32 protein-coding genes are annotated in these 19,524 nt (G+C 67.9%); 26 read left to right on the top strand and 6 right to left on the bottom strand.

Features of this window, described 5'->3' with window-relative positions; genetic code table 11:
- Positions 1 to 53: 53 nt before the first annotated feature.
- The 4 genes from Rai3103_RS02560 to Rai3103_RS02545 form a co-directional block, all read right to left on the bottom strand.
- A complete protein-coding gene (locus Rai3103_RS02560) occupies positions 54 to 1,391 on the bottom strand; it encodes a nitrate/nitrite transporter (RefSeq protein WP_153571278.1) in 1,338 nt (445 codons plus the stop codon).
- Between the two features lie 90 nt (positions 1,392 to 1,481).
- On the bottom strand, positions 1,482 to 2,177 hold the full coding sequence (gene mobA, locus Rai3103_RS02555) for a molybdenum cofactor guanylyltransferase (RefSeq protein ID WP_228489103.1): 696 nt from the start codon (positions 2,175 to 2,177) through the stop codon (positions 1,482 to 1,484).
- 90 nt (positions 2,178 to 2,267) lie between these two features.
- Positions 2,268 to 2,927: an HAD family hydrolase gene (locus Rai3103_RS18930; protein WP_228489102.1), complete on the bottom strand. Its 660-nt coding sequence runs from the start codon at positions 2,925 to 2,927 to the stop codon at positions 2,268 to 2,270.
- Positions 2,881 to 3,138 (bottom strand): hypothetical protein, encoded by a 258-nt coding sequence (locus Rai3103_RS02545; protein ID WP_153571277.1) that lies wholly within the window; start codon positions 3,136 to 3,138, stop codon positions 2,881 to 2,883. Before Rai3103_RS02545 ends, Rai3103_RS18930 begins: the two co-directional genes overlap by 47 nt.
- A gap of 482 nt (positions 3,139 to 3,620) precedes the next feature.
- Here Rai3103_RS02545 and rpsJ point away from each other — a divergent pair, with 482 nt between their 5' ends.
- The 25 genes from rpsJ to Rai3103_RS02420 all read left to right on the top strand — a co-directional run bounded on the left by rpsJ (position 3,621) and on the right by Rai3103_RS02420 (position 17,305).
- Positions 3,621 to 3,929 (top strand): 30S ribosomal protein S10, encoded by a 309-nt coding sequence (gene rpsJ, locus Rai3103_RS02540; protein ID WP_091414454.1) that lies wholly within the window; start codon positions 3,621 to 3,623, stop codon positions 3,927 to 3,929.
- A gap of 13 nt (positions 3,930 to 3,942) precedes the next feature.
- Entirely contained in the window at positions 3,943 to 4,614 is a 672-nt protein-coding gene (gene rplC, locus Rai3103_RS02535; RefSeq protein WP_153571276.1) for a 50S ribosomal protein L3, read from the top strand.
- Positions 4,611 to 5,261: a 50S ribosomal protein L4 gene (gene rplD, locus Rai3103_RS02530; RefSeq protein WP_153571275.1), complete on the top strand. Its 651-nt coding sequence runs from the start codon at positions 4,611 to 4,613 to the stop codon at positions 5,259 to 5,261. The genes rplC and rplD overlap by 4 nt, the downstream gene beginning before the upstream one ends.
- Positions 5,258 to 5,569 carry a 50S ribosomal protein L23 gene (gene rplW / locus Rai3103_RS02525; RefSeq protein WP_228489101.1) on the top strand — a complete coding sequence of 104 codons (312 nt, stop codon included), beginning with the start codon at positions 5,258 to 5,260 and terminating at the stop codon, positions 5,567 to 5,569. Before rplD ends, rplW begins: the two co-directional genes overlap by 4 nt.
- 34 nt (positions 5,570 to 5,603) lie before the next feature.
- Complete coding sequence (gene rplB / locus Rai3103_RS02520; RefSeq protein WP_153571274.1) at positions 5,604 to 6,440, top strand: 50S ribosomal protein L2; 837 nt, start codon at positions 5,604 to 5,606, stop codon at positions 6,438 to 6,440.
- A 21-nt stretch (positions 6,441 to 6,461) separates the two neighbouring features.
- Entirely contained in the window at positions 6,462 to 6,743 is a 282-nt protein-coding gene (gene rpsS / locus Rai3103_RS02515) for a 30S ribosomal protein S19 (protein ID WP_153571273.1), read from the top strand.
- Positions 6,744 to 6,764: 21 nt separating this feature from the next.
- On the top strand, positions 6,765 to 7,187 hold the full coding sequence (rplV, locus tag Rai3103_RS02510) for a 50S ribosomal protein L22 (protein WP_153571272.1): 423 nt from the start codon (positions 6,765 to 6,767) through the stop codon (positions 7,185 to 7,187).
- Positions 7,188 to 7,189: 2 nt separating this feature from the next.
- Positions 7,190 to 7,999: a 30S ribosomal protein S3 gene (gene rpsC, locus Rai3103_RS02505; RefSeq protein WP_153571271.1), complete on the top strand. Its 810-nt coding sequence runs from the start codon at positions 7,190 to 7,192 to the stop codon at positions 7,997 to 7,999.
- A gap of 5 nt (positions 8,000 to 8,004) precedes the next feature.
- Entirely contained in the window at positions 8,005 to 8,424 is a 420-nt protein-coding gene (gene rplP, locus Rai3103_RS02500) for a 50S ribosomal protein L16 (RefSeq protein WP_153571270.1), read from the top strand.
- Positions 8,424 to 8,693, top strand: coding sequence for a 50S ribosomal protein L29 (gene rpmC, locus Rai3103_RS02495; RefSeq protein WP_153571269.1), 270 nt, complete (start codon positions 8,424 to 8,426; stop codon positions 8,691 to 8,693). Before rplP ends, rpmC begins: the two co-directional genes overlap by 1 nt.
- Positions 8,690 to 8,977 carry a 30S ribosomal protein S17 gene (gene rpsQ, locus Rai3103_RS02490; RefSeq protein ID WP_153571268.1) on the top strand — a complete coding sequence of 96 codons (288 nt, stop codon included), beginning with the start codon at positions 8,690 to 8,692 and terminating at the stop codon, positions 8,975 to 8,977. Before rpmC ends, rpsQ begins: the two co-directional genes overlap by 4 nt.
- A gap of 64 nt (positions 8,978 to 9,041) precedes the next feature.
- A complete protein-coding gene (gene rplN / locus Rai3103_RS02485) occupies positions 9,042 to 9,410 on the top strand; it encodes a 50S ribosomal protein L14 (protein ID WP_153571267.1) in 369 nt (122 codons plus the stop codon).
- Position 9,411: 1 nt separating this feature from the next.
- Positions 9,412 to 9,789 carry a 50S ribosomal protein L24 gene (rplX, locus tag Rai3103_RS02480; RefSeq protein ID WP_153571266.1) on the top strand — a complete coding sequence of 126 codons (378 nt, stop codon included), beginning with the start codon at positions 9,412 to 9,414 and terminating at the stop codon, positions 9,787 to 9,789.
- Complete coding sequence (rplE, locus tag Rai3103_RS02475; protein ID WP_153571265.1) at positions 9,789 to 10,430, top strand: 50S ribosomal protein L5; 642 nt, start codon at positions 9,789 to 9,791, stop codon at positions 10,428 to 10,430. Before rplX ends, rplE begins: the two co-directional genes overlap by 1 nt.
- Before the next feature lie 7 nt (positions 10,431 to 10,437).
- Entirely contained in the window at positions 10,438 to 10,623 is a 186-nt protein-coding gene (locus tag Rai3103_RS02470) for a type Z 30S ribosomal protein S14 (protein WP_153571264.1), read from the top strand.
- 170 nt (positions 10,624 to 10,793) lie between these two features.
- The gene (rpsH, locus tag Rai3103_RS02465; RefSeq protein ID WP_153571263.1) at positions 10,794 to 11,201 is read left to right on the top strand and encodes a 30S ribosomal protein S8; all 408 of its coding nucleotides are present in this window, start codon (positions 10,794 to 10,796) and stop codon (positions 11,199 to 11,201) included.
- Between the two features lie 27 nt (positions 11,202 to 11,228).
- Positions 11,229 to 11,771, top strand: coding sequence for a 50S ribosomal protein L6 (gene rplF, locus Rai3103_RS02460; RefSeq protein ID WP_153571262.1), 543 nt, complete (start codon positions 11,229 to 11,231; stop codon positions 11,769 to 11,771).
- A gap of 2 nt (positions 11,772 to 11,773) precedes the next feature.
- Positions 11,774 to 12,157, top strand: coding sequence for a 50S ribosomal protein L18 (rplR, locus tag Rai3103_RS02455; protein ID WP_153571261.1), 384 nt, complete (start codon positions 11,774 to 11,776; stop codon positions 12,155 to 12,157).
- A gap of 25 nt (positions 12,158 to 12,182) precedes the next feature.
- Positions 12,183 to 12,794, top strand: a complete 612-nt coding sequence (gene rpsE / locus Rai3103_RS02450) for a 30S ribosomal protein S5 (protein ID WP_153571260.1) — start codon at positions 12,183 to 12,185, stop codon at positions 12,792 to 12,794.
- The gene (gene rpmD, locus Rai3103_RS02445; RefSeq protein WP_153571259.1) at positions 12,794 to 12,976 is read left to right on the top strand and encodes a 50S ribosomal protein L30; all 183 of its coding nucleotides are present in this window, start codon (positions 12,794 to 12,796) and stop codon (positions 12,974 to 12,976) included. Before rpsE ends, rpmD begins: the two co-directional genes overlap by 1 nt.
- A 2-nt stretch (positions 12,977 to 12,978) precedes the next feature.
- The gene (gene rplO / locus Rai3103_RS02440; RefSeq protein ID WP_153571258.1) at positions 12,979 to 13,419 is read left to right on the top strand and encodes a 50S ribosomal protein L15; all 441 of its coding nucleotides are present in this window, start codon (positions 12,979 to 12,981) and stop codon (positions 13,417 to 13,419) included.
- Positions 13,420 to 13,657: 238 nt separating this feature from the next.
- Complete coding sequence (secY, locus tag Rai3103_RS02435; protein ID WP_153571257.1) at positions 13,658 to 14,962, top strand: preprotein translocase subunit SecY; 1,305 nt, start codon at positions 13,658 to 13,660, stop codon at positions 14,960 to 14,962.
- On the top strand, positions 14,959 to 15,531 hold the full coding sequence (locus Rai3103_RS02430; RefSeq protein WP_153571256.1) for an adenylate kinase: 573 nt from the start codon (positions 14,959 to 14,961) through the stop codon (positions 15,529 to 15,531). The genes secY and Rai3103_RS02430 overlap by 4 nt, the downstream gene beginning before the upstream one ends.
- Positions 15,532 to 16,377, top strand: a complete 846-nt coding sequence (gene map, locus Rai3103_RS02425; protein WP_153571255.1) for a type I methionyl aminopeptidase — start codon at positions 15,532 to 15,534, stop codon at positions 16,375 to 16,377.
- Positions 16,378 to 16,477: 100 nt separating this feature from the next.
- Positions 16,478 to 17,305 carry a hypothetical protein gene (locus tag Rai3103_RS02420; RefSeq protein ID WP_153571254.1) on the top strand — a complete coding sequence of 276 codons (828 nt, stop codon included), beginning with the start codon at positions 16,478 to 16,480 and terminating at the stop codon, positions 17,303 to 17,305.
- 7 nt (positions 17,306 to 17,312) lie between these two features.
- Here the strand turns inward: Rai3103_RS02420 and Rai3103_RS02415 are convergent, their stop codons facing one another.
- Positions 17,313 to 17,765 carry a thioredoxin family protein gene (locus Rai3103_RS02415; RefSeq protein ID WP_153571253.1) on the bottom strand — a complete coding sequence of 151 codons (453 nt, stop codon included), beginning with the start codon at positions 17,763 to 17,765 and terminating at the stop codon, positions 17,313 to 17,315.
- Between the two features lie 17 nt (positions 17,766 to 17,782).
- Positions 17,783 to 18,253, bottom strand: coding sequence for a DUF4395 domain-containing protein (locus tag Rai3103_RS02410; protein ID WP_153571252.1), 471 nt, complete (start codon positions 18,251 to 18,253; stop codon positions 17,783 to 17,785).
- A gap of 323 nt (positions 18,254 to 18,576) precedes the next feature.
- Between Rai3103_RS02410 and Rai3103_RS02405 the strand changes: the two genes are divergently transcribed.
- Positions 18,577 to 19,506, top strand: a complete 930-nt coding sequence (locus tag Rai3103_RS02405; protein ID WP_228489100.1) for an ABC transporter substrate-binding protein — start codon at positions 18,577 to 18,579, stop codon at positions 19,504 to 19,506.
- Positions 19,507 to 19,524 lie beyond the last annotated feature (18 nt).

Here is a 19,524-nt window from a genome sequence, read left to right as displayed (position 1 = left end):
TCCTTTCGCGGGATGCGTGGATCATCCGGGAGTCGCGGGGGAGGGGGAAAGCGTCAGCCCGGGAAGGGGGCCTTCGGGCGGGCGTAGAACACCCAGGTCAGGACGGTGCAGAAGACGAAGTAGATGCCGCAGCCGATGAAGAAGGCCAGGTTGTCGATATTGGCCAGGGCCACGCCGACGATGAACGGGCCGAACGCGGCGATGGCGGCGGTGAAGCCGATCGCGCCGCCCGCCTGGCGCGGCCCCATGATCATCGGCATCTGCTTGAACGTGCCGGCGTTGCCGATGCCGGCGAAGAAGAACATCGCGAACATCGCCCAGAGGAAGCCCTTGTACTGGTCGGGCGAGGTCGGGTTGAGGAACGAGGCGGCGACGAAGATCGACACCGTCATGCCGACGCCGGAGACGAAGGTCCAGATCGCCCCGCCGAAGCGGTCGCACAGGGGCCCCCACAGGACGCGTACGGCAGAGGCGATCATCGGCGGCAGGAAGGCGTACGTGGCACCGGCCACCAGCCCCTTCACGTCACCACTGGCCGGGACGAACCTCGACGTGATGCCGTACGTGTTGTTGATCAGCAGGACGAACTGTGCGGCGAAACCGGAGAAGGTGCCGAAGGTCATCAGGTAGATGAGCATCATGAACCAGGTGTTCCGGTTGCCGAAGATGTCGATCTGCTGGCGGAAGTTCGCCTTGATCGGCACGTCCTTGAGGAACAGCCAGGCCAGCACGACGGCGAGCAACGTCCACGGGATGAGCACCAGGCCCACGTTGTGCAGCCAGATCGGGTGACCCGCGGCCTGCTGCGGGGTGAGGAAGGCCGTGCCGAAGAGGCCGAAGCCCATCACCCAGGGGCCGAGGATCTGGATGATCGACATGCCGAAGTTGCCGACGCCGGCCTGGATGCCCAGTGCGGTGCCGGCCTTGGACTTGGGGAAGAAGTACCCGGTCGAGGGCATGTAGCCGGAGAAGATCCCGCCGCCGATGCCGCAGGCGAAGGCGAGCAGGAGCAGCGTCGAGTACGGGGTGGTCTGGTCACGGACCGCGAGCGTCCAGCCGCCCATCGGGATGAGCAGCAGCAGGGACGAGAGCGTGATGAGTTTGCGGGTACCCAGCACCGGCGGGAGGAACATCCAGATCAGCCGGAAGATGCCGGCGGCCAGACCCGGCATGGCGACCATCCAGTACAGCTGTTCCTTGGTGAGGTGGAAACCGACCTTGTTCAACTGCGGGGCGACGGTCGACACGATGTACCAGGTGCAGAACGCCAGGATCATCGAGTAGGTGGTGATCCACAGGGTGCGCCAAGCGAGCCGGCTGTCCCAGGTCTCCTCGTTGTTGGGATCCCAGTTCGAGAGATCCGGGGCCAGTGTGGTGCTGCCGATTGCCATGGTGCTGCTCCCTCGACGCTGCTCAACGGTGGGTAGTACGACGCGGTGAGTTCTTTCTTCGGGTCACATCCTGAGGCACGGGCGGGGTATTTACCAGCCGAAATCCGAATCAAATGTGTGATCTGCGTCCCCCGTGGGTACTCCGTGGAGAACGGGGGCGGCGGCGCGGGCCAGTGCCTCCAGGTGTGCGTGGTCGGCCCAGGTGTCGACGTCGGCGGCTTCGGAACCCTCGACCGGCACCGCCGTGAGGGTGAGGTGTGCGGTCAGCCGGCGGACCGAGGCATCGCGGATGCCGCCGTCGCAGGCCAGCAGGGCCAGCGCGCGGCGTAGGGCGGCGGGGCGGTAGACGCCCGCGAGCCACTGCGCCCGGCCGTCGGCGTCGACCAGGTGGGCGCCGTCGGGCGGCAGGTCGGTGCCGTCGCAGCAGGCCGCCAGGAGGCGCGGCAGGGCCGAGGAGATGTGTGGGATGTCACAGGCCAGCACGAGCACGGGAAGGTCGTCGGCGCCCGAGGAGTGGTGCCGGCTGCGATCCAGGACGCCGAGCCCGGAATCGATCCCCGCCACCGGGCCGCCGTGCGGCGGGCTCTCCTGGGTGCGGAGGACGTCGAGGGGCAGGGTCAGCTCGGGCGGTCCGACCACGACCCGGCGGCGCGCGGTGCCGGTGGCCCGCAGCGAGTGGTCGAGCAGGCGGTGCCCACGCAGCAGCAGGTCGGGCTTGGAGATGCCGTCGAGGCGGCGTGCCCGGCCGCCCGCGAGGATGATGGCATCAAACGGGACCGCGTCCATGGGGGGACTCTAGGTCAGCCGCTTGGGCTTCGCAGGGTGGTCGAGATCACACACAGGAATTTTCTCCACGGCGGCAGCCGTGGGCCGACCTCACAGGTCGAGCAGCCCGCAGAGCGCGTCGAGCCGACGGAAGGTGATCTGCGCCGGCGCCTGCTCCCGGACCACCGGCTTGGCGCAGAAAGCCACCCCCAGCCCGGCGGCGGCGATCATCGCCAGGTCGTTGGCCCCGTCACCCATGGCGACCGTACGACGCGGGTCGGCCCCGACGGCCTGCGCGAACACGCCCAACTGGTGCTCCTTGACCCTGCGGTCGACCACCTCGCCGACCGTACGGCCGGTGAGCAGCCCGTGGTCGTCGACCTCGAGGCGGTTCGCGCGGACCAGGTCGATACCGAGCCGGGCGGCGAGGGGGGCGACGATCTCGATGAAGCCCCCGGAGACCAGCCCGACGTGACCGCCGGCGTCCTGCACGGTGCGGACCAGCGCTTCGGCCCCGGGGTGTAGGAGACCCGCGCGGTGACGTCGTCGAGCACCGAGGCCGGCACTCCGGCCAGGGTGGCGACCCGGGCGGCGAGGCTCTCGGCGAAGTCGATCTCGCCGCGCATCGCCTGTTCGGTGACCCGGGTGACCTCCTCGCGGGAGCCTGCGGCGTCGGCGATCTCCTCGATCACCTCGCAACTGATGAAAGTGGAGTCCACGTCCATCACGACCAGTTGGGGGCCCTCCAGCAGGGGCCGTGCACGACGGCACCGGAGAGGGCGTACGCGGTGGTGACGGGACGCACGTCGACGGGCGCCGGGGCCTCACCCTCGAGGTAGACGGCCCGCCACACCGCCTCCTCGCGATGACGTAGCGTGGTCCCTCCGGGGAAGAGTGCCCGGGCGGCGTCGACGGCCGCCTCGGGGATCTCGGTGTCGGTGACGAGGGCCAGGCGCTGGGGCACGGAGGGGCGCTGCTGCACGGGGCGACCATACCGTTGCCGGTGGCGTGCCACCTCCACCCGGGCAATTTGCCCCATTCGGCCAGAGATGACAACATAGTGGGGTTGCTCCGTTGGGCAGCAGGTGTCATCTACATTCCATAGGGTCTCCACGCAGGTTCGCCGCACCGAAGGTTCGGTGGGCGACATGGGAGTCGGTCCCGTTCAGGGGCCCAGGGTAATGGGTGATGGCGCACGCTGTCCGGCCGCCGCGTTCGCGGGTGCGGCTCGGGCATCGGAGATGCGCAGGCATCGGCTCCGATGATCGAGGCGTCCGACCCGGGAAATGCATTGGGAACCAGGAAACTGTGCCCTTTTGTGTCCCGGATACGCGACACGCCCGACCGCGTGGGTCGCTCGATCGTCCGGATCGTGCGGATCCGCCGGCCGGAAAGGGCGGTGGAGGAACGTAGACCGGTACTGCTCACCCGAGTGGCCGCCGAAGCACGAGAGAAGGACGAACTGTGGCGGGACAAAAGATCCGCATCAGGCTGAAGGCCTATGACCATGAGGTCATCGACTCCTCGGCGCGCAAGATCGTCGATACGGTGACGCGAACTGGTGCCCAGGTTGCCGGCCCGGTGCCGCTGCCCACGGAAAAGAACGTGTTCTGTGTGATCCGTTCGCCCCACAAGTACAAGGACAGCCGCGAGCACTTCGAGATGCGTACGCACAAGCGGCTCATCGACATCATCGATCCGACGCCGAAGACGGTCGACTCGCTTATGCGCCTCGACCTTCCCGCCGGTGTCGACATCGAGATCAAGCTCTGAGGACGTCTGAATCATGAGCACTGAACGCAAGGTGAAGGGCCTGCTGGGCACCAAGCTCGGCATGACCCAGGTCTGGGACGCCGACAACAAGATCGTCCCCGTGACCGTCATCCAGGCCGGCCCCTGTGTCGTGACCCAGGTCCGTACGCCCGAGAGCGACGGCTACTCCGCCGTCCAGCTCGGCTTCGGCGCGGTCAAGGCCAAGAAGGTCACCAAGCCGATGGCTGGCCACTTCGAGAAGGCCGGCGTGACGCCGCGCCGGCACCTGATGGAGCTGCGCACCGTCGACGCCGCCGAGTACGAGGTCGGCCAGGAGCTGACCGCCGACGTCTTCGCTGACGGCGAGTTCGTCGATGTCACCGGCATCACCCGCGGTCACGGCACCGCCGGTGTGATGAAGCGCCACGGCTTCAAGGGCCTCGGCGCCGGCCACGGTGTCCACCGCAAGCACCGCTCGCCGGGTTCCATCGGTGGCTGCTCCACCCCGGGTCGCGTGTTCCGCGGCATGCGGATGGCCGGCCGGATGGGCGTGGACAAGAAGACGGTGCAGAACCTCAAGGTCCACGCGGTCGACGTCGAGAAGGGCCTCATCCTGGTCAAGGGCGCGATCCCTGGCACCAAGGGTGGTCTGGTCGTTCTCCGCAGCGCCGCCAAGAAGGCTGCCACGGAAGGGAAGGCCGCATGAGCACCCTGACCATCGACGTCCTGGACGCCCAGGGCAAGAAGGCCGGCACCGCTGATCTCCCCGCCGAGATCTTCGACGTCGAGCCGAACATCGCACTGATCCACCAGGTCGTGACCGCCCAGCTGGCCGCTGCCCGCCAGGGCACCCACAAGGTCAAGACCCGCGCCGAGGTCTCCGGCGGCGGCAAGAAGCCGTGGCGCCAGAAGGGCACCGGCCGCGCTCGCCAGGGCTCGATCCGCTCTCCCCAGTGGACCGGTGGTGGCGTCGCGCACGGCCCGCAGCCGCGCTCGTACGCCCAGCGGACGCCCAAGAAGATGATCGCCGCGGCCCTCTACGGCTCGCTGACCGATCGTTTCCGTGACGGCAACCTGCTGGTCGTGACCGGATTCGGCCTCGACGAGAAGCCGTCCACCAAGACCGCCGTCGAGTCCCTCGGCACCGTGTCGCAGGCCCGCAAGCTGCTCGTCGTCGTCAACCGCGACGAGGAGATGGCCCAGCTGAGCCTCCGCAACGCCGCCAGCGTGCACCTGCTGGTCCCCGACCAGCTGAACGCGTACGACGTGCTGAACGCGGACGACGTGGTCTTCACCCAGGCCGCCCTGGAGTCCTTCGTCGGCACGCGCAACGTCGAAGAGGAGCAGAAGTGACCGAGCCCCTGAAGATCCGTGACCACCACGACGTGCTGCTCGAGCCGGTGGTCTCCGAGAAGAGCTACGGCCTGATCGACCAGAACAAGTACACGTTCCTGGTGAGCCCGGGTGCCAACAAGACCGAGATCAAGATCGCGGTCGAGAAGGTCTTCGGCGTCAAGGTCGTCGCGGTGAACACCATCAACCGCCAGGGCAAGACGCGCCGGAACAAGTTCGGCGTGGGCAAGCGCCCCGACACCAAGCGTGCAATCGTCACGGTCGCCGACGGCCAGCGCATCGACATCTTCGGAGGCTCGGTCGACTGACCGGGGCTCCTCGCTGAGACAAGGAACGCATCCTATGGGTATCCGTAAGTACAAGCCGACAACGCCGGGCCGCCGTGGCTCGTCGGTTGCCGACTTCGTCGAGCTGACCCGGTCGACGCCGGAGAAGTCGCTGCTCGTCGCGAAGCCGAAGACCGGCGGCCGTAACAACAACGGCCGGATCACCACCCGCCACATCGGTGGCGGGCACAAGCAGGCCTACCGCCTGATCGACTTCAAGCGCTACGACAAGGACGGCGTGCCGGCCAAGGTCGCTCACATCGAGTACGACCCGAACCGCACCGCCCGCATCGCACTGCTGCACTACGCCGACGGCGAGAAGCGCTACATCATCGCACCGAAGGACCTCCTCCAGGGGGCCCAGGTCGTGGCCGGTGAGGGCGCCGACATCAAGCCCGGCAACAACCTGCCGCTGCGCTCCATCCCGGTCGGCACCACGGTTCACGCCGTGGAGCTGCGTCCCGGTGGCGGCGCCAAGATGGGCCGCTCCGCCGGCGCGTCGGTCCAGCTGGTCGCCCGTGAGGGCAAGAAGGCCACGCTGCGTCTGCCCTCGGGCGAGATGCGCATGGTCGACGTCCGCTGCCGCGCCACCGTCGGTGAGGTCGGCAACGCCGAGCAGTCGAACATCGACTGGGGCAAGGCCGGCCGCAACCGCTGGAAGGGCAAGCGCCCGACCGTCCGCGGTGTGGTCATGAACCCGATCGACCACCCGCACGGTGGTGGTGAGGGCCGTACGTCCGGTGGCCGTCACCCCGTGTCGCCCTGGGGCAAGCCCGAGGGTCGTACGCGTGACAAGAACAAGGCCAGTAACCGCGACATCGTGCGGCGTCGCAAGTCCGGCAAGAAGCGCTGATCGAGGAAGGGAAGGTAGAACATGCCTCGCAGTCTGAAGAAGGGCCCCTTCGTCGACGACCACCTGTGGAAGAAGGTGGACGCGCAGAACGAGAAGGGCACCAAGAACGTCATCAAGACCTGGTCGCGCCGCTCGATGATCCTGCCGGACATGATCGGGCACACCATCGCGGTGCACGACGGTCGCAAGCACGTGCCGGTGTTCGTCACCGACGCGATGGTCGGCCACAAGCTGGGTGAGTTCGCGCCCACCCGTACGTTCAAGGGCCACATCAAGGACGACCGCAAGTCGCGTCGGCGCTGAGACCGAGGAAGTTGAGAGCCAATGAGCAACACTGACAAGGCACGGCCGAGCCGTCGCGCGGCCCTGCTCGGCGATCGCCCCGGTAACTACGCGATCGCCAAGCAGGTCCGGATGTCGGCCCAGAAGGTCCGCCGCGTGGTGGACATGGTCCGCGGGATGGACGTCAACACCGCCCTGGACACCCTGAAGTTCGCCCCGCAGGCGGCCGCACTGCCGGTCTCCAAGGTGGTGGCCTCGGCCGCCGCCAACGCGGAGAACACCGATGGTCTGCGCCGCAACGACCTGTACATCTCGCAGGCGTTCGTGGACGAGGGCATGACCATGCGTCGGATCCGCCCCCGCGCCAAGGGGTCGGCCAGCCGCATCCTGAAGCGTTCCAGCCACATCACTGTCGTCGTCGAGCCCCGCTCGAACGGCACCGAGTCCAAGAAGAAGGAGGCCTGAGCATGGGTCAGAAGATCAACCCGAACGGCTTCCGACTCGGTGTCACGACCGATCACGTGAGCCGCTGGTACGCGGACAAGCAGTACGCCGAGTTCGTCGGCGAGGACACCAAGATCCGCGAGTGGATCCACTCCAACCTCGAGCGCGCCGGCATCTCCAATGTGGAGATCGAGCGTCGCTCCGAGCGGGTGACCATCTACCTGTACGCCGCTCGTCCGGGCATCGTCATCGGCCGTAACGGCGCCGAGGCGGAGCGCGTCCGTGGCCAGCTGGAGAAGCTGACCGGCAAGCAGGTGCAGCTGAACATCCTCGAGGTCAAGGACCCCGACACCGATGCTCAGCTGGTCGCCCAGGGCGTGGCCGAGCAGCTCGGCGCCCGCGTGGCCTTCCGCCGCGCGATGCGCAAGGCCCAGCAGTCGGCCATGCGCGCCGGTGCCAAGGGCATCCGGATCCAGTGCTCCGGTCGTCTCGGCGGCGCCGAGATGAGCCGCTCGGAGTTCTACCGCGAGGGTCGCGTGCCGCTGCACACCCTGCGTGCCGATGTCGACTACGGCTTCTACGAGGCCCGGACGACCTTCGGCCGGATCGGCGTGAAGGTCTGGATCTACAAGGGTGACGTCTCCGGGACCCGCGCCGAGCGCGCCGCCCAGAAGGCCGCCCGTCAGAACACCAGCCAGCGTCAGCGCCCGGCGCGCGGTGGCCGTGGCCGTGGGGATCGCCCCGACCGCGGTGGCCGTCGTCGCCAGGATGCTGCGGCAGCTCCCGCCCAGGGTGGGGACGCTGCCTCCGCGACCGAGAACGCAGGAGCCTGATAGCCATGCTGATCCCCCGTCGAGTGAAGTACCGCAAGCAGCACCACCCGGGGCGCTCCGGCGCCGCCAAGGGTGGCACCGCGCTCGCTTTCGGTGACTACGGCATCCAGGCACTGTCCAACGCCTACGTCACCAACCGGCAGATCGAGTCCGCTCGTATCGCCATGACCCGTCACATGAAGCGTGGCGGCAAGGTCTGGATCAACATCTACCCGGACCGCCCGATGACCAAGCACCCCGCCGAGTCCCGGATGGGTTCCGGTAAGGGCACCCCGGAGTGGTGGATCGCGAACGTCAAGGCCGGTGCCGTGATGTTCGAGATCTCCGGTGTTGCCGAGGAGGTGGCTCGCGAGGCCATGCGCCTGGCGATCCACAAGCTCCCGATGAAGGCGCGCTTCATCAAGCGCGAGGCAGGTGAGAACTGATGGCGAAGACCACCAGCGCAGCCGATCTGCGCCAGATGAGCCGCGAGGCCCTCAACGAGAAGGTCGTGGAGCTGAAGAAGGAACTCTTCAACCTCCGCTTCCAGCATGCGACCGGGCAGCTCGAGTCGCACGGTCGTCTGCGTGAGGTCCGCAAGGACATCGCCCGGATCTACACCGTGCTCCAGGAGCGCAACCTCGGGATCGTGGACGACCCGGACCAGGCGGTCGCCGCCGGTGCGGCCGAGAAGGATGAGAAGGCAGACGCATGAGCGAGCAGACCCAGAACGAGGCCGGCGCCGTCGAGCGCGGTCGCCGCAAGGTGCTGACCGGTTACGTCGTCAGCGACAAGATGCAGAAGACCATCGTGGTCACCGTCGAGGAGCGCAAGAAGCACTCCCTCTACGGCAAGGTGATGCGTCAGACCGCGCGGTACAAGGCCCACGACGAGAACAACGAAGCCGGCATCGGTGACCGCGTTCGCATCATGGAGACCCGACCCACCTCGCGTGACAAGCGTTGGCGTCTCATCGAGATCGTCGAGAAGGCCAAGTAACCACATCGAGTTCCACCAGGCCCTCGGCAACGGGGGAACCGGTGGGACAACCAGGAGATAGAAGATGATCCAGCAGGAGTCGCGACTGAAGGTCGCCGACAACACTGGTGCGAAGGAACTCCTTTGCATCCGTGTTCTCGGCGGTTCCGGTCGTCGCTACGCCGGCCTCGGCGACACCATCGTCTGCACCGTGAAGGACGCCATCCCCGGTGGGAACGTCAAGAAGGGTGAGGTCGTCAAGGCCGTCGTGGTCCGTACCGTCAAGGAGACCCGTCGCCCCGACGGCTCGTACATCAAGTTCGACGAGAACGCCGCCGTCATCCTGAAGAACGACGGGGAGCCCCGCGGCACCCGCATCTTCGGGCCTGTCGGCCGTGAGCTGCGTGACAAGAAGTTCATGCGCATCATCTCGCTCGCTCCGGAGGTGATCTGACATGGCAGCCCAGAAGAAGCTCCACGTGAAGAAGGGTGACCGCGTCAAGGTCATCTCGGGCAAGGACAAGGGCACCGTCGGCGAGATCATCGCCGTCGATCCCAGCAACGATCGCGTCACCGTCCAGGGTGTCAACATCGTCAAGCGCCACCTCACCGACCGTCAGGCCGGTGGGCGGGTGGAGAAGGGCGGCATCGTGTCGTCCGAGGCCCCGATCCACGTCTCGAACGTGCAGCCCGTCGTGAAGAAGGACGGTGTCGAGGTCGTCACCCGCGTCGGTCACAAGCGCGAGACGGTCACCAAGACCCGCGCCGACGGCACGACGTACGAGGGCACCCGCAGCGTGCGCATCGCCAAGGCCACGGGGGAGGAGTTCTGATGTCGACCACCGAAGCCACCACGACCGAAGCCGTCACCCGTGAGGTGCCCCGGCTGAAGACGAAGTACCGCGAGCAGATCGCCCCGGCGCTCCAGCAGGAGTACAGCTACGCCAACCCGATGCTGATCCCGGGCCTGGTGAAGATCACCGTGAACATGGGTGTCGGCGACGCCGCTCGTGATTCCAAGGTGATGGACGGTGCCCTGAAGGACCTGACCGCGATCACCGGTCAGAAGCCGCAGGTCACCAACGCCCGCAAGTCGATCGCCCAGTTCAAGCTCCGCGAGGGCCAGGCCATCGGCGCGCACGTCACCCTCCGCGGCGACCGGATGTGGGAGTTCCTCGACCGGCTGCTCACCCTCGCACTGCCGCGTATCCGCGACTTCCGCGGGCTGAACCAGTGGCAGTTCGACGGCAAGGGCAACTACACCTTCGGTCTCACCGAGCAGGTGATGTTCCACGAGATCGACCAGGACCGGATCGATCGCACCCGTGGCATGGACATCACGATCGTCACCTCGGCGACCAACGATGAGGAGGGTCGCGCGCTGCTCAAGCAGCTCGGCTTCCCCTTCAACGACACCCCGAAGAAGGCCAAGGCCAAGGCCAAGGGCCCGCGCTACTCCCGTGGGAAGAAGTGAGTAACTGATGGCAAAGACTGGTCTGAAGGTCAAGCAGTCCCGCAAGCCGAAGTTCGGCGTCCAGGGCTACACCCGCTGCCAGAAGTGCGGCCGTTCGCACTCCGTGTACCGCAAGTTCGGCCTGTGCCGGATCTGCCTGCGCGACCTGGCGCACAAGGGCGAGCTTCCCGGCATCACCAAGTCGTCCTGGTGAGCCGCGCGTACGCGGTGTGCTCCCGCTCCCCGGAGCGGGCCCGCGCCGCGTACGCGGGCCACTGGCGGGCAGCCGCCCGTACGGCACCGCATCCCACGATTTCACACTCCAACGCCGCAGGTCCGGAGCGCCGCTCCGGAAACCGCAGTGAGAAAGAGGCTTCCTGAGCCATGAGCATGACCGATCCGATCGCAGACATGCTGACGCGTCTGCGTAACGCCAACCAGGCGTTCCATGACGAGGCGTCCATGCCCCACTCGAAGATCAAGGCCGGTATCGCCGAGATCCTCAAGCAGGAGGGCTACATCGACGACTACAAGGTCGCCGATCCCGCCGAAGGCGAGGTCGGCAAGACCCTGACCGTGACCCTGAAGTACGGAGAGGACCGCGAGCGTTCCATCGCCGGTGTCCGCCGTATCTCCAAGCCGGGTCTGCGGGTCTATGCCAAGTCGACCAACCTGCCGAAGGTCCTCGGTGGCCTCGGCATCGCCATCATCTCCACCTCGCAGGGTCTGCTGACCGACCGCGAGGCCAAGGCCAAGAGCGTGGGTGGGGAAGTCCTCGCCTACGTGTGGTGACGGACGAGACCGAGAGGAGAGAACACCATGTCCCGAATTGGAAGGCTCCCGATCAGCGTCCCGTCCGGCGTTGAGGTCACCCTTGACGGCCAGCAGGTCACGGTCAAGGGTCCGAAGGGCGAACTCGCCCACCAGGTCGCCCAGCCGATCACCGTCGGCCGCAACGACGCCGGCGAGCTGATCGTCGAGCGCCCGGACGACGAGCGGATGAACCGCTCGCTGCACGGCCTGACCCGCACCCTCGTCAGCAACATGGTCACCGGTGTGACCCAGGGCTACGAGAAGAAGCTCGAGATCCAGGGCGTCGGTTACCGCGTCCAGGCCAAGGGCCCCAAGCAGCTCGAGTTCAACCTCGGCTTCTCGCACCCGGTGATCGTGGACGCCCCCGAGGGCATCACCTTCACCGTCGAGAACCCGACGCACTTCGCGGTGCAGGGCATCGACAAGCAGCTGGTCGGCGAGGTCGCCGCGAACATCCGCAAGATCCGCAAGCCCGAGCCGTACAAGGGCAAGGGTGTCCGGTACGAGGGCGAGCACGTCCGCCGCAAGGCCGGAAAGGCAGGTAAGTGACGATGGGTATCTCCCTGACGCACAACAAGAACGCCGCGCCGAAGGCTGCCTCGAAGCAGCGCCGCCAGGTGCGCGGTCGCAAGAAGATCTTCGGTTCGGCGGAGCGTCCGCGCCTCGTCGTCACCCGTTCGACCAAGCACATGTTCGTTCAGGTGATCGACGACACGCAGGGTCGTACCCTCGCGTCGGCGTCGACGATGGAAGCCGATCTGCGCTCTCTCGAGGGCGACAAGTCGGCCAAGGCTCGCAAGGTCGGCGCACTTGTCGCCGAGCGTGCGAAGTCCGCAGGGGTCGAGCAGGTCGTCTTCGACCGCGCCGGCTACAAGTACCAGGGTCGTGTCGCTGCGCTCGCCGATGGCGCGCGCGAGGCCGGTCTGGACTTCTGAGCAACGACGAGAGGAATAGAAAGCGATGAGTGAGAACCAGGGCCGCAGCGGCGGCCGTGGCGAGCGTCGCGGCCGTGACGATCGTCGAGGCGGCCGGAACACCGAGGAAAAGAACCAGTTCATCGAGCGCGTGGTGACCATCAACCGCGTTGCCAAGGTCGTCAAGGGCGGCCGTCGCTTCAGCTTCACCGCGCTGGTCGTGGTGGGCGACGGTGACGGCACGGTCGGTGTCGGCTACGGCAAGGCCAAGGAGGTGCCGGCGGCGATCGCCAAGGGTGTCGAGGAGGCGAAGAAGAACTTCTTCCGCGTCCCCCGCATCCAGAAGACGATCCCGCACCCGGTCCAGGGCGAGAAGGCCGCCGGCGTGGTCATGCTGCGCCCGGCCGCGCCCGGTACCGGTGTGATCGCCGGTGGTGCCGTCCGCGCCGTACTCGAGTGCGCCGGTATCCAGGACGTTCTGGCCAAGTCCCTCGGCTCGTCGAACGCGATCAATGTGGTGCACGCCACCGAGGTCGCGCTGAAGATGCTGGAGGAGCCCGAGGACGTCGCCAAGCGTCGTACGAAGCCGGTGGCGGACGTGGCTCCGGCCGCGCTGCTGCGGGCTCGCGAAGAGGCCAAGCAGGAGGTGGCTTCCTGATGTCGAAGCTGCAGATCACCCAGATCAAGGGCGTCGTCGGCGAGAAGCCGCAGATGGGCAAGACCCTCCGGGGTCTCGGCCTGCGGAAGATCGGCCAGTCCGTCGAGCAGCCCGACAACCCGGCCATCCGTGGCATGGTCCGTACGGTCCGCCACCTGGTCACCGTTGAGGAGGTTGACTGACCATGGCGATCAAGCTGCATGATCTCCAGCCGGCTCCCGGATCCAAGCGGGATCGGATCCGTGTCGGCCGTGGTGAGGGCTCCAAGGGTAAGACCTCGGGCCGTGGCACCAAGGGCACCGGCGCTCGCAAGAACACCCCGGAGAACTTCGAGGGTGGCCAGATGCCGATGCACATGCGGGTCCCGAAGCTGCGAGGCTTCAAGAACCCGTTCCGCGTCGAGTACCAGGTCGTGAACCTGGACAAGCTCGCGACCCTCTTCCCGGAGGGTGGCGAGGTCACTGTCCAGGACCTGGTCGCCAAGGGCGCCGTCCGTGACGGTTGGCCGGTCAAGGTCCTGGGCGCCGGCGAACTGTCGGTGAAGCTCCAGGTCAAGGCCGACAAGTTCTCGGCATCCGCCAAGGAGAAGATCGAGGCCGCCGGCGGCACCGCCGAGTCCCTCTGATCCACACCTGACTGACGACAAGGGCGGTCCCCGAAAAGGGGGCCGCCCCTGTGGTCGTTCCGGGGCAGTGGCCGTGCCGCCCAGCGCCAGCGGCGTGCCCCGGATTTGGTCCCGAGCTGGCCGGGGCCCACAGTTGATAGAGTCGAGCGGCATGCTCCGTCCGGAGCGTGTCCGACGCGCCGGTCGTACGATTCGTGTCGGCCCGGCACCAGATGTCGTCGTACAAGAGAGGGGCACGGTGCTCTCCGCATTCACCAATGCCTTCCGGACGCCCGATCTTCGGAACAAGATCCTCTTCTCACTGGGGATCATCGTCATCTTCCGGCTCGGATCGGCGATCCCGATCCCGAACGTCAACGTCCAGCAGGTCGACACGTGTCGCGCGCTGGCGGCGGGCGGACAGGCCGGCTTCGCGTCGATGCTGAACATGTTCTCCGGTGGGGCGTTGCTGAAGCTGGCGATCTTCGCCCTCGGCGTGATGCCCTACATCACCTCCTCGATCATCCTTCAGCTGCTCACCGTGGTGATCCCGCGGCTGGAGACGCTGCGCAAGGAGGGTGGCCAGGGCCAGGAGAAGATCACCCAGTACACCCGTTACCTGACCATCCTGCTGGCGGTCATGCAGTCCACCGCCTTCGTCACGCTCGCGGTGAACGACCAGCTGATCCCCGGCTGCACCGGCCTGGTCTACGGCACCGGCCTGTTCCCGATCATCGTGATGATCCTGACGATGACCGCCGGCACCAGCCTGGTGATGTGGCTCGGCGAGCTGATCACCGAGAAGGGCGTCGGCAACGGCATGTCCGTGCTGATCTTCACCTCCGTCGCCGCCCAGTTCCCCAACGGCCTGGCCTCCGTGCGCCAGTCGCGTCCGGGTCAGCAGGGCTGGGTGATCATGGGGCTGGTCATCCTGGTCGGCCTCGCCGTGATGGCCGCGGTCGTCTACATCGAGCAGGGCCAGCGGCGCATCGGCGTGCAGTACGCCAAGAAGATGATCGGCGGTAAGCTGCGCGGCGGCACCTCCACCTACATCCCGGTGAAGGTCAACCAGGCCGGCGTCATCCCGGTCATCTTCGCCTCGTCGATGCTCTACCTGCCGGTCCTCTTCTCGACGTTCCGGCCGACCGGGGCGGCGGCGCAGTGGGTGAGCAAGTACTTCGGCTCGATGTCCCACCCCGTCTACGTCGCGACGTACGCGGTGCTGATCATCTTCTTCGCCTACTTCTATGTCGCGATCACCTTCAACACCGAGGAGATCGCCGACAACATGAAGAAGTACGGCGGGTTCATCCCGGGCATCCGGGCGGGCAGACCGACGGAGAAGTACCTGTCGTACGTCCTCAGCCGACTCACCGCCCCCGGGTCGCTCTACCTGGCGCTGATCGCGTTGATCCCCTCCATCGCGTTCATCCTCTTCCAGGCCAACCAGAACTTCCCCTTCGGCGGCACCTCGCTGCTGATCATCGTGGGAGTCGGCCTGGACACCATCAAGCAGATCGAGTCCAAGCTCCAGCAGCACAACTACGAAGGGTTCCTCCGATGAGGCTTCTGATCATGGGTCCGCCCGGCGCGGGCAAGGGTACGCAGGCCAAGGGCATCGCCGCCCGCTACGGCATCCCGGCGATCTCCACCGGCGACATCTTCCGGACCAACGTGAAGAACGAGACCCCGCTCGGTCTGAAGGTCAAGGAGATCATGAACTCCGGCGGCTACGTCGGCGACGACATCACCAACGGCCTGGTCCGTAACCGGCTCGCCGAGGAGGACGCCGCGCAGGGCTTCCTGCTCGACGGCTACCCGCGCACGCTGGCCCAGGTGGAGGCCCTCGACGGCATGCTCGAGGAGCTCGGCGTCACCCTGGACGCCGTCGTCTCCCTCACCGCGGACACCGACGAGGTCGTCGCCCGGCTGCTCAAGCGGGCCGAGATCGAGGGTCGCGCCGATGACAACGAGGAGACCATCCGGACCCGCTTGCGCGTCTACGACGAGGAGACCGCTCCGCTGCTGGCGACGTACGCCCAGCGGGGGCTGCTGGTCGAGGTCGACGGCCTGGGCGAGATCGACGAGGTCGGGCAGCGGATCGCCGCGGCGCTCGATGCCGTGAGGGCCTGAGTGTTCCGAGGCAACCGCGGTATCGAGATCAAGACCGACGACCAGCTCCGCCTGATGCGCCGGGCGGGGCTGGTCGTCGCCGACCTGCTGGACGCCATCACCGCCGAGGCGCGGGCGGGGGTGACGCTGCGGGAGCTGGACCAGATCGGGCGCGACACCCTCGCCCGGCACGGGGCGGACTCGAACTTCCTCGAGTACGGCGCTGATTCCCGGGGCCACGGTGGCTTCAAGGGCGTCGTCTGCCTGTCGGTCAACGAGGTGATCGTCCACGGGATGCCCAACGACTACGTCCTGGCCGACGGTGACACCCTCTCCGTCGACGGGGGCGCCATCGTCGGCGGCTGGCACGGGGACTCGGCGCGGACGGTCCAGGTCGGCACCGCCGACCCGACCCGGCAGAGGCTGAGCGACGTCACCGAGGGGGCCATGTGGGCCGGCATCGCCGCCGCGCGCCTCAACGGCCGGATCGGGGACGTCGGCGCCGCCGTCGAGGCCTACGTCGAGAACGCCGGGCCGTACGGCATCGTGCGCGAATACGTCGGGCACGGCATCGGTACCGAGATGCACCAGCCGCCGGACGTGCCCAACTACGGACGCCCCGGCAAGGGCCCCCGGATCAGCCGGGGCCTGGCCTTCTGCGTCGAACCGATGGTCACCCTCGGATCGGCGGACAACCAGGTGCTCGACGACGACTGGACGGTCGTCACCGTGGACGGGAGCCCCGCCGCGCACTGGGAGCACACCGTCACCTGCACCCCGAAGGGGGTCTGGGTGCTCACCGCGCCCGACGGCGGCGAGGAGATGCTGGGTCGTCTCGGCGTGCCGTTCGGTCCGCTGGCGGACTGACCGCGCCACCGGCGACGCTGGCTTCCGGCGCGCCCTGCTGGCACACTGGCGGGACGAGGCCCGTCGCACGATGGGCGGGCCGGATCCCGGGGAGGTCCCCGTGTCCCACCACCCGCATGACCCTGATCCGCACGAGCCGGACCACGGCGAGGCCGTCGGTCTGCCGTGGGTCCCACAGCCCCGGAAGGGCGCCGAGCACCTCGGTCGCGACCTTCCCGCCGAGCCGTCGCCCCTCGAGCTGATAGAGCTGGCCGAGCGGCTACGGGCCTTCGTCGCGGCCCACACGACGGCGCCGTACGAGATCGACACGTCCGATCCGCTGGCCCGGGAGGCGTGCTGGGCCCTGGCCGCCTTCGTCGCGGACAAACCGATCCGCGACGCCGCCGAGGTCACCGCGCTGTGGTACGTGGCCCGTCGGCATGCCCAGACCGGGGCGTCCGTACGGCGGCTGGGGAAGCTGCTCGAGCCGGCCGTCATCTGGCTGTCACCCGAGGACGAGGGGGGTCTGCCGATCAGGTCGCGTTTCGCCTTCTGGATGGTCAGCTGTGGTGGGGAACGCGCGCGGTTCGGGCCGTTGCGGGCCGTGGGGATCTACCGGGAGCTGGTGCCGGTGCTCACGGGGCACGGCGTCAGCCGGGCACGCCCGATGGAGATGTGGCGGGAGATCCTGACGGGTCTGTCCGAGCTGTGCGACTGGGCCGGCGGCCCCGGCGGTCGGCACGGCGAGATCGCGGTCGAGGTGGGCCTGGCGTACGCCCGGTTGGCCAGCCAGGTGGGACGGCGTGCGGAGGCGGTGAGCTGCTTCCGCGCGCTGCACCGCCAGCTGCGCGAGCTCGACCTGGCGGCGGGCCGACGTCCGGAGACTGATCTCACGCTGCTGGACATCGAGCTCGATCTGCGCGCGCTGGGGGCGCTCCCGCCCGACTAGATCCGGGTCAGCGCGCGCCCAGCTCGGCCGGCTCGCTGGAGGTGAGCGGCTGGGCCGGGTCGAGGAGCTCCAGGACGTCGCTGCGTCGGGGCTGACCGACGATCCGCTGGACGAGCGTGCCCTCGGCATCGAGGACCAGGACGGTGGGCGTACGCAGGATCCCGAACTTCTCGACGAGGTCGAGTCGGTGCTCCGCGTCGAGGTCCACGTACGCCACGTCGGACCGCTCGGCGGTGACCGCCTCGAGCAGGCTACGGGTCCGGCGGCAGGGGGTGCAGACCGCCGAGGAGAACTGGACGAAGGTCCGGGTGGCGCCGAGTCCGACACCGAGGGTCGCCGCCGTCAGGCGGGGCGCGCGGGGTCCGGCGGCGGCGCGGGCGCGGCCGTCGGTGGCCTTGCGGTAGAGGCCGATGGCGGTCGCGGCCGCCAGGGCGACGATGAGAACGATGAGGCCGGTCACAGGGGATCCTCCCGGGGTCAGGCGGTGCGGTGGGACGTGGCGGCCCGGAGGCGCTGGATGAGCAGGTACGTCTCGCAGCCGAGGCAGAAGTCGAAGGCGGCGTTGAGGAAGGCCGCGACGAGCGCGAAGCCGGTGGCCACCCAGAAGAGGGGCGTGAGCCCGCTCAGGGCACCGACCAGCGCGAGCACGGCGAAGACGAGGCCCACGACCTGGGCGAAGCGCGGCGGTGCCTCGTCCTCCAGTTCCGCCGGCGGAGCCAGCCGGGGCCGGACCCAGGCCTTGTAGATCCAGCCCCAGGGCTGTCGGGACAGACCGAAGACCGCGCCGCCGATGAAGGCAAGCGTCTGGACTCCCAGCGTGACCAGTCCCCACCCGGGCCCGAGCACGAGGGTGGCCGCGAGCAGGACGGAGGTGATGATGGCCCCGAAGCGTGGTCCGCGGGGGTCGATCCGCGCTGACGTCCGGGTCGGGGCGGCGGTGGTGGCCATGGCAGGTCCTCGAGATAGTATCGGTTTGAACTATCGGCAAGCTTATAGGTTGCTTCATTAGAGTCAATAGCGGCGAGGGTGGGGCGGACCGGTCCGTGGCACGTCGGAGGATGGTGAGGGCACCCTCAGACGGGCCGGACGTCATCCGATTGGTACGTTCTGACCGTCTTACCGGCCCGATCAGGGGTCGGCGGCGCGGCAGAATGAGCCGGCAGTGACCACGTTCCGGGGGGAACGTGCCCAGAGGAAGGACTCAGTCCGATGAAGGCAGCACGTTTCGGAGTGGCCGGCGCCATCGCCGCCGCCTCGATGTTCCTCGCCGCGTGCGGCGGCTCCGCCGGCTCGACCGCCGGGGGCAGCAGTCGGCGAGCAAGACCTACACGATCGGGATCACGCAGATCGTGGCGCACCCCTCGCTCGACGCCTCGCGGGACGGCTTCAAGAAGGCCCTCGCGGACGCCGGGGTGAAGGTGGCCTACGACGAGCAGAACGCCCAGGGTGACCAGGCGACCGCGACGTCGATCGCCACCAAGTTCGCCGCCGACAAGAAGGACCTCGTGCTCGCGATCGCGACGCCGACGGCGCAGGCCGCCGCCCAGTCGATCACCGACACGCCGATCCTGTTCACCGCGGTGACCGACCCGGTCTCCGCCCAGTTGGTGAAGTCCCTGGACGCCCCGGGTGGCAACGTCTCCGGGACCACCGACCTCAACCCCGTCGCGAAGCAGATCGGGCTGGTCAAGCAGCTCAAGCCGGGCGCCACCTCCGTGGGCATCATCTACAGCTCCGGGGAGGTCAACTCCCAGGTGCAGGTGAAGATGGCCAAGGAAGCCGCCGCCAAGGAAGGACTCACCGTCAAGGAGGCCGCGGTCTCCAACTCCTCGGAGGTCCAGCAGGGCGCCCAGAGCCTGGGCGGCGTGGACGCGATCTACGTGCCGACGGACAATGTCGTCGTGTCCGCCCTGGAGTCGGTGATCCAGGTCGGTGAGACCAAGAAGATCCCGGTGATCGCGGGTGAGGGTGACTCGGTCAAGCGCGGCGCCGTGGCGACGTACGGCATCGACTACGCCAAGCTGGGCTACCAGACCGGCCAGATGGCCGTGAAGATCCTCACCACCGGGGCGAAGCCGGGCACCATGCCGGTCGAGTCCCAGTCCGACGTCCAGCTGGTGATCAACACCGCCGCGGCCGCCCGGATGGGGATCACCATCCCCGATGCGGTCGCCAAGCAGGCCGGCCAGACCTACAACTGATCCTGGCGGCGGCGGACC

It is taken from the genome of Raineyella fluvialis, assembly GCF_009646095.1.
GTDB classification, from domain to species: domain Bacteria; phylum Actinomycetota; class Actinomycetes; order Propionibacteriales; family Propionibacteriaceae; genus Raineyella; species Raineyella fluvialis.
This window is presented reverse-complemented; position numbering and strand designations above follow the sequence as displayed.